The 14,709-nt window shown below is 58.6% G+C and carries 7 protein-coding genes; 6 read left to right on the forward strand and 1 reads right to left on the reverse strand.

Annotation, left to right across the window (positions count from 1 at the left end; genetic code table 11):
* Positions 1 to 34: 34 nt before the first annotated feature.
* On the reverse strand, positions 35 to 3,988 hold the full coding sequence (gene putA / locus AC3IUE_RS02305; protein WP_489265309.1) for a trifunctional transcriptional regulator/proline dehydrogenase/L-glutamate gamma-semialdehyde dehydrogenase: 3,954 nt from the start codon (positions 3,986 to 3,988) through the stop codon (positions 35 to 37).
* A 464-nt stretch (positions 3,989 to 4,452) separates the two neighbouring features.
* Between putA and putP the strand changes: the two genes are divergently transcribed.
* From putP to AC3IUE_RS02335, 6 genes are all read left to right on the forward strand, one after another.
* A complete protein-coding gene (gene putP, locus AC3IUE_RS02310; protein WP_074873014.1) occupies positions 4,453 to 5,937 on the forward strand; it encodes a sodium/proline symporter PutP in 1,485 nt (494 codons plus the stop codon).
* A gap of 366 nt (positions 5,938 to 6,303) precedes the next feature.
* Positions 6,304 to 8,322 (forward strand): type VI secretion system Vgr family protein, encoded by a 2,019-nt coding sequence (locus AC3IUE_RS02315; protein ID WP_489265311.1) that lies wholly within the window; start codon positions 6,304 to 6,306, stop codon positions 8,320 to 8,322.
* Positions 8,312 to 9,049: a DUF4123 domain-containing protein gene (locus AC3IUE_RS02320; RefSeq protein WP_462000556.1), complete on the forward strand. Its 738-nt coding sequence runs from the start codon at positions 8,312 to 8,314 to the stop codon at positions 9,047 to 9,049. Before AC3IUE_RS02315 ends, AC3IUE_RS02320 begins: the two co-directional genes overlap by 11 nt.
* Positions 9,049 to 13,722 carry an RNase A-like domain-containing protein gene (locus tag AC3IUE_RS02325; RefSeq protein ID WP_489265313.1) on the forward strand — a complete coding sequence of 1,558 codons (4,674 nt, stop codon included), beginning with the start codon at positions 9,049 to 9,051 and terminating at the stop codon, positions 13,720 to 13,722. The genes AC3IUE_RS02320 and AC3IUE_RS02325 overlap by 1 nt, the downstream gene beginning before the upstream one ends.
* Complete coding sequence (locus AC3IUE_RS02330; RefSeq protein ID WP_489265315.1) at positions 13,719 to 14,027, forward strand: contact-dependent growth inhibition system immunity protein; 309 nt, start codon at positions 13,719 to 13,721, stop codon at positions 14,025 to 14,027. The genes AC3IUE_RS02325 and AC3IUE_RS02330 overlap by 4 nt, the downstream gene beginning before the upstream one ends.
* 346 nt (positions 14,028 to 14,373) lie before the next feature.
* The gene (locus AC3IUE_RS02335; RefSeq protein ID WP_429534491.1) at positions 14,374 to 14,697 is read left to right on the forward strand and encodes a hypothetical protein; all 324 of its coding nucleotides are present in this window, start codon (positions 14,374 to 14,376) and stop codon (positions 14,695 to 14,697) included.
* The last annotated feature ends 12 nt before the right edge of the window (positions 14,698 to 14,709 follow it).

Genomic DNA, 14,709 nt, shown 5'->3' on the forward strand with positions numbered 1-14,709 from the left:
AGGCAACCATTGCGGTTGCCTGGCTTACAGCGTGTTAACCGATGGTCATCAAGCTCGCATTACCACCCGCCGCAGCAGTGTTAACGCTCAACGCCCGCTCGATCACCAGACGCTCCAGCGCAATGTTGCTCTCGCCTTGCGACAAGCCATGAACCCCAACAATCGCACCGGCACGCTTGGCCACTTGCTGGCAGACCGCACGCAGCTGATCGGAATGGCCGTGATGCAGAACCGCATCAAACAGCACTTCGTCCTTGCTCCAGTCGGAAACCAGCTTGATCTTCGCCTGAATTTCCTTCGGCAGACGTGCGAACAACGCCTTGGTCAATTCAGCTTCCGGCCATACCGCCGAACTGCCTACAGCCAATACCGCCGCCAGTTGTGTCAACAGATCGCCTTCGACTTCCGCAAGGCACAGCACGTGTTCGCGCGGCAGGATGGCGTAGCTGTTGCGCTCGCCGGTCGGGCCCGCCAGAACACGGGTGATCCCGCTTTGCGATTGCGCCGCGAACTGCACGCACAGGGTGCTCAGGTCGGCGAACTTGTTGCTGTCAGCCCAGGCTTGCAGGGCCTTCAGCGGTTTGCTCATGGCATCACGCAGACGAACGTCCGGTGCCACGATGGCATCACCGCGAGCGAAGGATTGTTCGATCGCATCGGTAGGACGTGTCGACAACAGACGGTACAGGTACAACGGACCACCGGCCTTCGGGCCGGTGCCCGACAGGCCTTCACCACCGAACGGCTGCACGCCGACCACAGCACCCACGATGTTGCGGTTCACATAGACGTTACCGGCGTTGACGTTGTCGATCACCTTGGCGATGGTCTCGTCGATGCGAGTGTGCACACCCAAGGTCAGGCCGTAACCGGAGGCGTTGATCTGACCGATCAGTTGATCGATGTCTTTGCGCTTGTAGCGAACCACGTGCAGCACCGGGCCGAAGATCTCCCGTTGCAGCTCGTCGAAGCTTTCCAGTTCGATCAGCGTCGGCATCACGAAGGTGCCGCGTTTGACTTCTTCGGTGTTGGCGATTGCCACCTGGTACACGCTGCGACCTTTGTCGCGCATGGCCTGGATGTGCTTCTCGATACCGGCCTTGGCTTCGGCGTCGATCACCGGGCCGATGTCCACGGACAGGCGCTCAGGGTTGCCGAGACGGCATTCAGCCATGGCGCCCTTGAGCATTTCGATGACACGGTCAGCGGAATCTTCCTGCAGGCACAGCACTCGCAGTGCCGAGCAACGTTGACCGGCGCTGTCGAAAGCCGACGATACGACGTCGATCACGACTTGTTCAGTCAATGCGGAGGAGTCGACGATCATCGCGTTCTGGCCACCGGTTTCGGCGATCAGCGGAATCGGGCGACCTTGAGCGTCCAGACGACCCGCGACGTTGCGTTGCAGCAAACGAGCGACTTCAGTGGAGCCGGTGAACATCACTCCTTTGACCCGATCGTCACCGACCAGACGCGCACCAACGGTTTCGCCACGGCCCGGCAGCAGTTGCAGCACGCCTTCCGGAATCCCGGCTTCGAGCAGCAAACGCACGGCTTGAGCGGCTACCAGCGGAGTTTGTTCCGCAGGTTTGGCCAAAACCGGGTTGCCGGCAGCCAGTGCCGCAGCGACTTGGCCGCTGAAGATTGCCAGTGGAAAGTTCCACGGGCTGATGCAGACCACTGGGCCCAATGGACGGTGGGCGTCGTTGGTGAAATCGTTGCGCGCCTGCACCGCGTAATAACGCAGGAAGTCCACGGCTTCACGCACTTCGGCGATGGCGTTGGCGAAGGTCTTGCCGGCTTCGCGAGCCAGCAGGCCCATCAGCGGCTGGATTTCGCCTTCCATCAAATCGGCGGCGCGTTCCAGAATCGCGGCGCGTTCGGCGGGCGGGGTGGCCTGCCAGATCGGCGCAGCGTTCAGGGCGCACTGGATCGCGTTGTCGACGTCTTCGACGGTCGCTTCCTGTACGTGGCCAACCACGTCACGCAGATCGGACGGGTTCAGGACTGGCGCAGGTGTTTCAGTGCTGGACGCGCAACCGAGCATCGGCGCCGCTTTCCAGTGGTTATGAGCGGTAGCCAGCAAGGCGCAGGACAGCGAAGCCAGACGATGTTCGTTGGCCATGTCGATGCCGCTGGAGTTGGCGCGCTCGGCACCATAAAGATCACGCGGCAGCGGAATACGCGGGTGCGGCAGGCCGAAGCCGCCTTCCAGCGTCGCCATCCGCTCGATGCTGGCCACTGGATCGGCCACCAGCGCCTGAATCGAGATGGACTGATCGGCGATCTGATTGACGAACGAGGTGTTCGCACCGTTTTCCAACAGACGACGTACCAGGTACGCCAACAGCGTTTCGTGAGTGCCGACCGGTGCGTACACGCGGCACGGACGGTTCAGCTTGCCTTCGGAAACTTTGCCTACAACCTGTTCGTACAGCGGTTCGCCCATGCCGTGCAGGCACTGGAACTCGTACTGGCCGGGGTAATAGTTCTGACCGGCGATGTGGTAGATGGCCGACAAGGTGTGGGCGTTGTGCGTGGCGAATTGCGGGTAGATGACTTCCGGCACCGACAGCAGTTTGCGGGCGCAGGCGATGTAGGAAACGTCGGTGTACACCTTGCGGGTATAGACCGGGTAGCCTTCCAGGCCTTCGACTTGGGCGCGCTTGATTTCGCTGTCCCAGTAAGCGCCTTTTACCAGACGGATCATCAGGCGATGACGGCTGCGGCGAGCCAGGTCGATCACGTAGTCGATCACATACGGGCAACGCTTTTGATAAGCCTGGATCACGAAACCGATGCCGTTCCAGCCGGTCAGTTGCGGCTCGAAGCACAAGCGCTCCAGCAGATCCAGCGACAGCTCGAGGCGGTCAGCTTCTTCGGCGTCGATGTTCAGGCCGATGTCGTATTGCTTGGCCAGCAGGGTCAGCGACAGCAGGCGCGGGTACAACTCGTCCATCACGCGCTCGTACTGCGCACGGCTATAACGCGGGTGCAATGCCGAGAGCTTGATGGAGATGCCCGGGCCTTCATAAATCCCACGACCGTGGGACGCTTTGCCGATCGAGTGGATGGCTTGTTCGTACGAGGCCAGGTACTTCTGGGCGTCGTGCTCGGTGAGTGCGGCTTCACCCAGCATGTCGTAGGAGTAGCGGAAGCCTTTGGCTTCGAACTTGCTGGCGTTGGCCAGGGCTTCGGCGATGGTTTCGCCGGTCACGAACTGCTCGCCCATCAGGCGCATGGCCATGTCGACGCCCTTGCGGATCATCGGCTCGCCACTCTTGCCGATGATGCGGCTCAAGGACGACGTCAGGCCGGCTTCGTTGTGGGTGGCGACCAGTTTGCCGGTCAGCAGCAAGCCCCACGTGGCGGCATTGACGAACAGCGATGGGCTGTTGCCCAAGTGCGGGTGCCAGTTGCCGGTGCTGATTTTGTCGCGGATCAGTGCGTCACGCGTGCCCTTGTCCGGGATGCGCAGCAGCGCTTCAGCCAGGCACATCAGCGCCACGCCTTCCTGGGACGACAGGGAAAATTCCTGCAACAGGCCCTGAACAATCCCGGCACGGCCGCCGGCGCTCTTCTGATTGCGCAGTTTTTCGGCAATCGAAGAGGCGAGTTTGTTGGTGGCTTCAGCCATGGCGACCGGCAGGCGAGCCTGCTCGATCAGCATCGGTACCACTTCTGGCTCAGGGCGACGGTAAGCGGCGGTGATCGAAGCGCGCAGCACCGATTGCGGCAGGATGCTTTCAGCGAATTCGAGGAAGCACTGGTGCGCGTGGTCACCGTGGACCTCGCCGGCGTCGTCAGCGTCTTTGCTGATCAAACCGCTCAGCTCGGTCAGGGTTGCACCACCCTCGAGTTTTTCCAGGTAATTGAAAATTGCCTGCTTGATCAGCCAGTGCGGCGTGCGATCAATCGAGGTCGCGGCAGCCTTGAGGCGCTCGCGGGTCGGGTCGTCAAGTTTGACCCCAAGGGTGGTGGTAGCCATATTTTTATCCTCATGTTTGCCACGACCGCGTGGCATCAGCTGGCGGCAAGATTAGCCGTGCAACCGTCGAGGTGCAACCGGGTGCAACCCTTTTTTTGTCGGAATAATACGCAGCTCGTCAGGAATAAAATTCCGGTACGAACGTACCGCTCCTGCTTGGTGCTTTTACTTCTAGTAAACCGCCAGGACTGCGCTAAAAGGGAGCAAAAACAGGGCTTTTTCAGGTAAATCCGACTAGGTGCAACTTATTCTCGCGAAACTGGTTGCACCTTATTTGCTTTGTTGAATAGCATTCGCGCCCAAGGTGCAACCGGTCAAAAAAGACAGGTGCACCGGCTGATGGCTTTCCTGGGGAAACATCAGTCATAAATGCGCGGGCCCCGAAATCGTCTGAACAAACGTTGTCGTTTGTCGGCGGTTTCACACTCTGCCGCTACATAAAAACAAAGCCAGGGCATCACTTAATGAGCGTAAGCAATCCAACACTGATCACGTTCGTGATCTACATCGCAGCAATGGTGCTGATCGGCTTCATGGCCTATCGCTCCACCAACAACCTTTCTGATTACATTCTGGGCGGTCGCAGCCTGGGCAGCGTCGTGACTGCATTGTCCGCCGGCGCCTCCGACATGAGCGGCTGGTTGTTGATGGGCCTGCCGGGCGCTATCTACATGTCCGGTCTTTCCGAAAGCTGGATCGCCATCGGTCTGATCATCGGTGCTTACCTCAACTGGCTGTTCGTCGCCGGCCGTCTGCGCGTGCAGACCGAGCACAACGGCGATGCGCTGACCCTGCCGGATTACTTCTCCAGCCGTTTTGAAGACAAAAGCGGCCTGCTGCGGATCATCTCCGCCGTCGTGATCCTGGTGTTCTTCACCATCTACTGCGCTTCCGGCATCGTGGCCGGCGCCCGTCTGTTTGAAAGCACCTTCGGCATGTCCTACGAGACGGCGCTGTGGGCCGGTGCTGCGGCGACGATTGCCTACACCTTTGTCGGCGGTTTCCTGGCCGTGAGCTGGACTGACACCGTACAAGCCACGCTGATGATCTTCGCCCTGTTGCTGACGCCGATCATCGTGCTGCTGGCCACTGGCGGCATCGACACCACGTTCCTGGCCATCGAAGCACAAGATCCAAGCAACTTCGACATGCTGAAAAACACCACCTTCATCGGCATCATCTCGTTGATGGGCTGGGGCCTGGGCTACTTCGGCCAGCCGCACATCCTGGCGCGCTTCATGGCGGCGGATTCGGTCAAGTCGATCGCTAACGCTCGCCGTATCTCCATGACCTGGATGATCCTGTGCCTGGGCGGCACCGTGGCTGTCGGTTTCTTCGGTATTGCCTACTTCTCGGCAAACCCTGCCGTGGCCATGCCAGTGAGCGAAAACCACGAACGTGTGTTCATCGAACTGGCCAAGATCCTGTTCAACCCGTGGGTTGCCGGTGTACTGCTGTCGGCCATTCTGGCTGCTGTCATGAGCACCCTGAGCTGCCAATTGCTGGTGTGCTCGAGCGCCCTGACCGAAGACTTCTACAAAACCTTCCTGCGTAAAACCGCCTCCCAGGTAGAGTTGGTCTGGGTCGGCCGTGCCATGGTTTTGCTGGTTGCCCTGATTGCTATCGCATTGGCCGCTAACCCGGAAAACCGCGTATTGGGTCTGGTCAGCTACGCCTGGGCCGGTTTCGGCGCTGCGTTCGGTCCGGTTGTCCTGATCTCCGTGATATGGAAAGACATGACCCGCAACGGCGCACTGGCCGGCATCCTGGTCGGCGCGATCACCGTGATCGTCTGGAAACACTTCGAACTGCTGGGCCTGTACGAAATCATCCCTGGTTTCATCTTCGCCAGCCTGGCGATCTACATTGTCAGCAAGCTGGGCGAGCCTACTAAAGGCATGCTTCAGCGTTTCGCCGCTGCCGAGGCAGATTTCCGTCTGAACAAGTGATCGGGATGAGCTGATGCTCTGACCTTTCGGCTACAAAAAAACGGCCCGCTTCCTACTGGATGCGGGCCGTTTTTTTTTGCCTACGCAAATCTCGAATCCCTGTACATACCCCTGTGGGAGTGAGCCTGCTCGCGATAGCGGTAGATCATTCAACATCAATGTCGACTGACCTGACGCCATCGCGAGCAAGCTCGCTCCCACAGGGATTGGTGGTGGTCTTGAAGGGAATGTCTGTAGCCAATCACACTGATTGTTGACGGAAAAATCTCTAAAAAAGCAGGACAAATCTGATTTCCCTGTCCCTCCATCAACACCCCTTGTCGCTCATGCAGAATCGCCCGCCTTCATTCTGCAGAGACACATCGGATGTTCGCTCCTGCCAATCAACCGCGTTTCACGTTGACGATCGACGGTGTCCAGAATGAGCTCAAGGTGCTTGAGTTCACGGGCACGGAAGCCATCAGCCAACCCTACCGCTTTGACCTGGAACTGGTCAGCGAGCGGCCCGACATCGAACTCGAAAGCCTGCTGCACCGTCAGGCGTTTCTGAGTTTTGATGCACAGGGTTCCGGCATTCATGGTCAGATATTTCGCGTCGGCCAAAGCGATTCCGGACAACGCCTGACGGGTTACCAAATCAGTCTCGTGCCGCGTCTGGCTTACCTCGGTCAGCGCATCAATCAGCGGATCTTCCAGCACAAAAGCGTGCCGGCGATCGTCGCGCAAATTCTCAAGGACCACGGCATCCAGCGCGATGCTTTCGAGTTTCGGCTCGGCAGCGACTACCCAGCGCGCGAGTACTGCGTGCAATACGCTGAAAGCGATCTGGCGTTCATCCAGCGCCTGTGCGCCGAGATCGGCATTCACTACCACTTTCAGCACAGCCTCGACGGGCACCTGTTGGTGTTTGGTGATGACCAGACGGTTTTCCCTCGTCTGCCCGAGCCGACGCTCTACCTGCCGGGCAGCGGAATGGCGGCGGATGCACCGGCGATCAAACGTTTCAACGTGCGACTGGAAACCCGGACGACAGCGGTAACCCGTCGCGACTACGACTTCCAGAAACCTCGCCTGCAACTTGAAAGCCGCCTCGACAGCGAGCTGCAACCGGTACTCGAGGATTACCACTTTCCTGGCCAATTCACCGACCGCGAACACGGCAAGCATCTGGCCCAACGAGCACTCGAACGCCACAACGCCGACTTCCGTCAGGCCGAAGGTCGTGGCGACGAATCGGCTTTGGTCAGCGGGCATTTCCTACACCTGGCCGAGCATCCGCGTCAGGCATGGAATGACCTGTGGTTGATCACCGAAATTGAACACCGTGGCCGCCAGCCGCAAGTGCTGGAAGAGTCGGTTACCAGCGACGGCCCGGATGATTTCCAGGGCTATCGCAATACCTTTCTCGCGACGCCGTGGGACGTTTCGTTTCGCCCACCACTGGGGCCAGACAAGCCGCGCATGCTCGGCTATCAACCCGCCGTGGTCACCGGCCCGATCGACAGCGAAATCCATTGCGACGAGTTCGGTCGGGTCAAGGTTCAGCTGGCTTGGGACCGTGACGGTCAGCTCGACGAACACTCCAGCTGCTGGCTACGCGTCGCCACTGGTTGGGCCCACGACCGTTATGGCAGCGTGATGATCCCGCGAGTCGGCATGGAAGTGCTGGTGGGATTCGTCGACGCCGATGCCGACAAACCGCTGGTGATGGGTTGCCTGCCTAACGCCGCAACCCCAGTGCCACTCGATCTGCCCGCCGACAAAACCCGCAGCATTTTCCGCAGCCAGAGCAGTCCCGGTGGCGGCGGTTACAACGAATTGCGCATTGAGGATCGCAAAGGCGCCGAGGAAATCTACCTGCGTGCCCAGCGAAACTGGACCCAGCACGTGCTGAATGATCAACAGGTGCAGGTCGATAACGCCCGCAGCATTGTCGTCACCGGCACCGCTCGCCATGAGTTGAAGGCCGACGAGCAACGCATCACCCATGGCCAGCGCCAGACCGAAGTGAAACTGGATGATCACCTGGTGGTAGTCGGTGACCGACACATTCGCGTGACCAGCCAGGCGCTGAATGCCAGTCAGCAATTCCATGTCAGCGCTGGTCAGCAAGTGGTGATCGACGGCGGGGCCAGCGCGACCATTCAGGCGGGCGGACAGTGGATCAACATCGGTCCCGGCGGGATCTTCAGCAGCGTGCCAATACAAGTTGGTGGTGCGTTGATGCCGGCCATGGCTGCATCGCCAGCCTTGCCGGATACGCCGTTGCAACTCGTCGCCGTCCCGGCAGCGCTGCTGAGTGCCGCACAGATTCTGAGCCTGAAAAGCGACGCGCCGTTCTGTGAGGAATGTGAGCGCTGCAAGGACGGTGTCTGTGCAGCCTGATCGCATGTCACCTCGTGACTGGCTGGAGCGCCAGCCGCTTAAACCCTCGGAACAGTTGTTCGCCATTTTCAGCAATGCGAGTGCCGCTGAACCGTTCAAAGCCTGGCAGCAGTCGGTCACTGCTCAAGCACCCAGTTCGATCTGGGCCGACACCGTTTACGCCGAGTGGGAGCCGGTGATGCCTTATGTGGGAATCATCGCTGCGGACGGTGAGTTTTTGGAGTGGGTTGCCACAACCGAGTCTCGTGATTGGGGTTGGTTGGCGGTTTCTACTGCTTCTCAAGAGGTGCTGGTCGAGCATCTTCGCAGCCTCACTCAAGTCCTTTTGCCCAACGGCAACGCAGTGTTTTTTCGCTTTTGGGATGGGCGCTATTTGCTGTCGATCCTTCAGTCTGCCGAGGTTAACGCTACGCAGCTAATGCCCGTGATCGGGCGCTGTTTGATCAATGGCCAATCACTCGAAATCGGTGGTCAAGCGCTGAACAGTTCCCGGGTTTTTCCGTGGTGGGAAGTTTCCGAACCACTGCTCAAACACCTCGGTACCGAGTTCGCAACAACTCGAATAAGCAACTTGCTGAAGTGGTTGAGCGAGGAACGCCCTGACCTTTACGAGGCGTTTTCCGAAAGCGTTTTGCGCCACAAGGTCGCGATCTTTCTTGAGGCACCGGACCTGCCACAAGCACCCAAAACAGCCTTGGCGAACTACCTGATGGCGGAGCTGAACTGATGGATCAGATCGTACTCATCGAGCAGGAGCTCGACAGTTTCCCGAACACCCTTTCCCTCTACCGTGAACAGCTTAAGCATTGGTTGAGCCGGGCGGCAGACAAGGCCAGTCACGCGACTGATATGCCTTCGCTAATGGGGATGGAACGGATCATTCGGTTCGGCAATGCCAGCACCACTGTGAGCAGTGGCGATGACGATTTTCTCTCTACCGTCGTGCAGTGCCCGAAGGGTGGGATGCTGGAAATCGAGAGCAAGTTCGAATCGGTTTATGACGTTCCCGTTGGGAATATCCAGGTTGATGTGATTGCCATCGACGGCGGTAAAACAACGTCTGTCACGCTTGATGAAAATGGCAAAGGGACGTTCAAGGGAGACGAGGGCAAGTTCTACCGCATTCACGTCCAAAGCGAAGTCACACCGCAGCAAGTTGATGATCTTTTCTCTTCCTACGATGGCCTGACCCAAGAGTTGGAAGGGTGGCTGCGCAAAGAATGGGAAGGCTTTAAACCGCAATGGTCACAGTCGACTTTTGCGGCCGCCGGCAGCGGAATGCAGGCGGGAAGTTGGGCAGCAGTCATGGGTGTTTGGGATGGCCTGAACCTAGTCTTTGAAATCCTTAAAAATCCTGGTGCCCACCTTGAGCGGCTCGGCAGCAGTGCGCAGCAACTTATCGATCTGGCGGAGCAATCACCCGCCGCGATGGAAAAAGCCATGTTGCTGGCCAGCGATGAAGCGGCGCTTTGCCTGCTGTTTCGTGCCGCGACTCTTTGGTTTTCGGCGTTACCGTCTAGCGAAATTGCGGGTACCACAGCAGAGGCGGCCAGCCATGCCATTGTCGCGGTACTGATCGATATTCTGATTGCTTCGGCGCTGGCTCTCACGGGTGTCGGCATGCCCGCCGCCGTAGCCTATTTGAAGCTTCGTGGAATCAAGTACGGAAAGGTGCTCGCCGGTCTGGCTACGCGCTTCGTCGAGGCTGTTTTCAATATCCTCAACACCTTCATGAAGTACGTCGACCAATACAAATCGGTCGCCGCGCGCGGTGTGGCTGCGGGTCTAAAAAAAGGTCGGATGCAACTACGTTGGGACGCCAAGCGCAATACCACGCTCAAGCAAAACGAACACCACGACAACGTCCCGGATCAGGCGAAAAACCCCAACGGCGATAGCGCCGATTCCGTTGATAAAACCGCCACCAACAAATGCCCGGTATCGATGGTCACTGGCGAAGAACTGCTGACCCTCACCGACGGTTCGCTGGATGGCATCCTGCCGTTCGACTTCACCCGGCTCTATCGCACCAGCGCCGCCGAGATCGATATCGGCCTCGGTTTCGGCTGGAGTCACAGCCTCGCCCATCGACTGGAAATCGATGGCGAGACCGTCATCTGGATCGACCACGAAAACCGTCGTACGACCTTTCCGCTGCCAAACAGTGAACGCCCGGCGATCCACAACAGCCTCTCGCGGGCAGCGATTTATCTGGGCGGTGAACCCGAAGAACTGATCCTCGCCCAGGCTGGCGAGGACGCACGGTTCTATCACTTTCATAACGGTCGGTTGGCGACCATCAGCGACGGTTACGACAACCGCCTGCGCATCACCCGCGACCGACAAGACCGCATCAAACGCCTCGACAATGGCGCTGGTCGTGCCTTGCGATTGCGCTATGACCGCAGCCATTTGGTCGCCGTCGACTATCAGGTTTTTGTCCCGGCCCAGACCCTCGACGAGGCCTGGCACACCGAGCTGACACTGGTCAGTTACAGCTACGACGAACGCGATCAGCTGATCGAAGCGACCAATGCCGCCGGCGAAAGCGAGCGTTACGACTACGACGATCAGCACGTCATCCTGCAGCGGCAGTTGGCCGGTGGGGCGAGTTTCTTCTGGGAGTGGGAAAGGTCCGGCAAGGCGGCCCGCTGCATCCGCCACTGGGCGTCGTTTTCACAGATGGACGCGCGTTACGTCTGGGATGACGAGGGCGGTGTCACCGTCCAGAACATCGATGGCAGCGAAGAAGTTTACGTCCATGACGACCGGGCGCGGCTGGTGCGCAAAGTCGAGCTGGACGGCGGCGAACACCTCAAGGCTTACGACGACAACGGTCGGCTGATGGCCGAGCAGGATCCGCTCGGCGCCGTCACCGAATACCGTTACGACGAGGTCGGACGGCTGATTGCGCTGATTCCGTCGGAAGACGAACCGACGGCCTACGAGTATCGCCACGGTTTCCTGCATGCGCGTTCTCGCGGCAAAGCGGTGTGGAAATATCTGCGCAATGCTCAGGGCGACATCACCGAAGCGACCGACCCTGACGGTCATGTCACTCATTATCACTACGACGAAAAAGGTCAGCTGCTGTCGATCCGTTACCCGGACACCAGCCGGCATGTCTTCGTCTGGAATGGCTTGGGGCAGTTGGTTGAGGAAACGCTGCCGGATGGTGGTATGCGGCGGTTTTCCTACGATGCGTTGGGGCGGCAGATTACCCGTCAGGACGAACACGGTGCCGTCACGAAGTACCAATGGGATGCCATCGGCCGACTGATCCAGACGACGCTTCCCACAGGCGCCAGCCGTGCGTTCATCTACAACGCCTACGGCAAGATCACCGCCGAACGCGATGAATTGGGCCGCGTCACCCGCTACGAATACATCGACGACCTGCACCTGGTCAGCCGCCGCCTCAATGCCGACGGCACCCAGCTGAAGTACCGCTACGACAACGCCCAGCTGTTGCTGACGGAAATCGAAAACGAATCCGGCGAAAAATATCAGCTGGACTACACGCCCAATGGCTTGATCCGACAGGAAACCGGGTTCGACGGCCAGCGCACGGCGTACGCCTACGACCTCAATGGCCAGCTGCTGGAGAAAACCGAGTTCGGTGAGGACGGTTCGCAGCTGGTGACGGCGTATGAGCGGGATTCGGCCGGACGTCTACTGGTCAAAACCCTGCCCGACGGCATCAAGGTTGAATACCGCTACGACAGCCTCGGCCGACTGGTCTGCGTCGACGACGGCCACGATCACCCGCTGGAGTTCGAATACGATCAGCAGGACCGGCTGATCACCGAGCATCAGGGTTGGGGCACGTTGCGCTACGGCTATGACGCCTGCGGTCAACTGAACCATCTGCGCCTGCCGGACAACAGCAAACTCGATTACCACCACGCCAAGGGCGGTGCGCTGACGGCCATCGACCTCAACGGCGCGCGACTCACGACCCACCAATTCGCCTTCGGCCGCGAGCAGCAACGCCAGCAGGGGCAGTTGCTCAGCGAATATGCCTACGACGATCAGGGCCGATTGAAGGCCCATGCTGTCAGTCAACAGCACCAAACGCTGTATCGCCGCGACTATGCCTACGGCACCAACGGCACCAACGGCAACCTCGACAGCATCGCCGACACCCGTCACGGCCAACGCAATTACCAATACGACCCGCTCAACCGCCTGACCCGCGTCCGCCACACCCGCGACGACCCACCGGAAAGCTTCGCCCACGACCCCGCCGGCAACCTGCTGATGCAGGACCGCCCCGGCGCCACGACCGTCAAAGGCAACCGCCTGCTCATGCAAGGCGACCGCCATTACGACTACGACGCCTTCGGCAACCTCATCCGCGAACGCCGCGGCACCGCGCAAAATCTCGTCACCGAATACCGCTACGACTGCCAACACCGCTTGGTCGGCGTCACAACCCCGGACGGCCGCAGCGCCAATTACCGCTACGACGCCTTCAGCCGCCGCATCAGCAAAACCCTCGACGGCAACACCACCGAATTCTTCTGGCAAGGCGACCACCTCATCGCCGAAAGCAGCCGCGAGCACTACCGCAGCTACGTCTACGAACCGGGCAGCTTCCGCCCACTGGCCATGCTCGACGGCAAAGGACCACGCAAGGCTTGCCCGTTTTACTACCAGCTCGACCACCTGGGTACGCCGCAGGAGCTGACTGATTTTGGTGGCGAGATTGTTTGGTCGGCGAAGTACAACGCCTACGGCAAAGTCACTCGCCTTGCATTCGGAGGGGGAGAGCAGCTTGAGCAACCGTTACGGTTTCAGGGACAGTACTTCGATGCCGAGAGCGGCCTGCATTACAACCGCCATCGGTACTATGATCCGGAGGTTGGACGGTATCTGACACCGGATCCGATCAAGCTGGCGGGCGGGCTGAACCAGTACCAGTACACGCCGAATCCGACGGGGTGGGTTGATCCGTTGGGGTTGTCTTGTAACCCGTGTCCTAGTGATAGAAATGTCGATGGACCGTATAGCGAAATTGTTCCCGGTGGCGGGTTGGCGACGCATGAAGCTCAAGGTGGGCATCTAATCGCTAAGCACATAGGTAGGACGGATATGCAGTTGGTTAAAAGGCTAGAGGCGGAGCCCACAATTCCTGCGGCATCAACATTTCCTGATCGGGCTACTGCTGAGTCGGCTTCTGCGAGAGCATTAGAGGCAAATAAAACAAAAATCCAAAAATTTCTTAATGGGAAGAAAGGAAAGACGACAGTTACTCATGAGTTTCCGTACCCAGTAGGGGTCAGCGTGCCGAACGGAAGTAACGATTCTCTGCCAGCGACGAAGGTATTGTTGGTGTTGATAAAGGACGCACGGCGACCTGAGGGATACTTTTTACTTACAGGGTTTCCAGAGATATGAGCAGAGAGTTTCCTGAGTTACACGATTTTTTTGGGGCCTATTTTCATCAAGATTGGACAGTCGAACATGACACAGCTGAGCAGGTGATCGATGCTTTTTTAGCTGACTCCGATCCTGAGGATCTATTGGCTGTGCAGCATGAGCTCAACGTTTTGCTTAGCCAGCGGAAAGAGGAGTTTGTACTACGGGATTACTTGCTGAAAGAGTTGAGCTGTTACTACTGCTACTGGCATGCATGGAAATCAGGCGAGCTTTGGTTGCGCCATATAGCTGACAGATTGGCTATTCGACTTGACCATCCATGATGGCAAAAGATTGCGAAATTTCTGGGCAAGGTCGTCGGAAGTTTCCTTCAAGCTGCGGCGGTTTCCATGAACTGGTGTGAAATGTTTTCCATCGATAGTCTCTGGTGGTCACTGAAAATTCAGTGGCAGGGTGTAGGAACCCTTCAAGACTAGAGAGGACGCTTTGGCGTCGACACCTGAATTGCGGCCATCAACGTGCGTCCGTAAGATCAGTTGCGGCGGCTGTGCGCGGGCACGCTTCGGTGTGGTCGAGTTCTCTGGTCTCGATATTCCTACCCCGCGTATAGCTGCCACCCAAGCCTGTAGGAAGGCCGATGGTAGCTCCACTTCTACCAGAGGTTTAAAAATGAAAAGTATTCATCCAGATCCGCCCTATGAAAAACCAATCCCCCACCCCAAAAGCCGCTTCATGGCGCTCACCAGCAATTGCGACGACATGCCAACCCTGTTCGTCGACACCCAAGCGCCGCTGGATGTTTTGTATGACGCTGCCAACTACCGAATTCGCGCCGTCACCCAAGTGATGGAGAACTTGTCCATGCGCGGTTCGATCGAGTGTCAGTCCTTCATTCTTAGTGATTTTGCTTTGCTCTGTGCCATTCCGTTGCGGGATGGGTGTGATGTGCTGGATGTTCTTGGGCGGCGGTTGCGGGCGCGCTCTTCGGAGTAGGTGTAAGGCTTG

Source organism: Pseudomonas sp. GL_093, from assembly GCF_057837605.1.

Coding starts and splice junctions, on each gene's coding strand:
- AC3IUE_RS02325 (WP_489265313.1), top strand. CDS start 9,049: ATGGATCAGATCGTACTCATCGAGCAGGAGCTCGACAGTTTCCCGAAC.
- AC3IUE_RS02335 (WP_429534491.1), top strand. CDS start 14,374: ATGAAAAGTATTCATCCAGATCCGCCCTATGAAAAACCAATCCCCCAC.
- AC3IUE_RS02315 (WP_489265311.1), top strand. CDS start 6,304: ATGTTCGCTCCTGCCAATCAACCGCGTTTCACGTTGACGATCGACGGT.
- putA (WP_489265309.1), bottom strand. CDS start 3,988: ATGGCTACCACCACCCTTGGGGTCAAACTTGACGACCCGACCCGCGAG.
- AC3IUE_RS02330 (WP_489265315.1), top strand. CDS start 13,719: ATGAGCAGAGAGTTTCCTGAGTTACACGATTTTTTTGGGGCCTATTTT.
- putP (WP_074873014.1), top strand. CDS start 4,453: ATGAGCGTAAGCAATCCAACACTGATCACGTTCGTGATCTACATCGCA.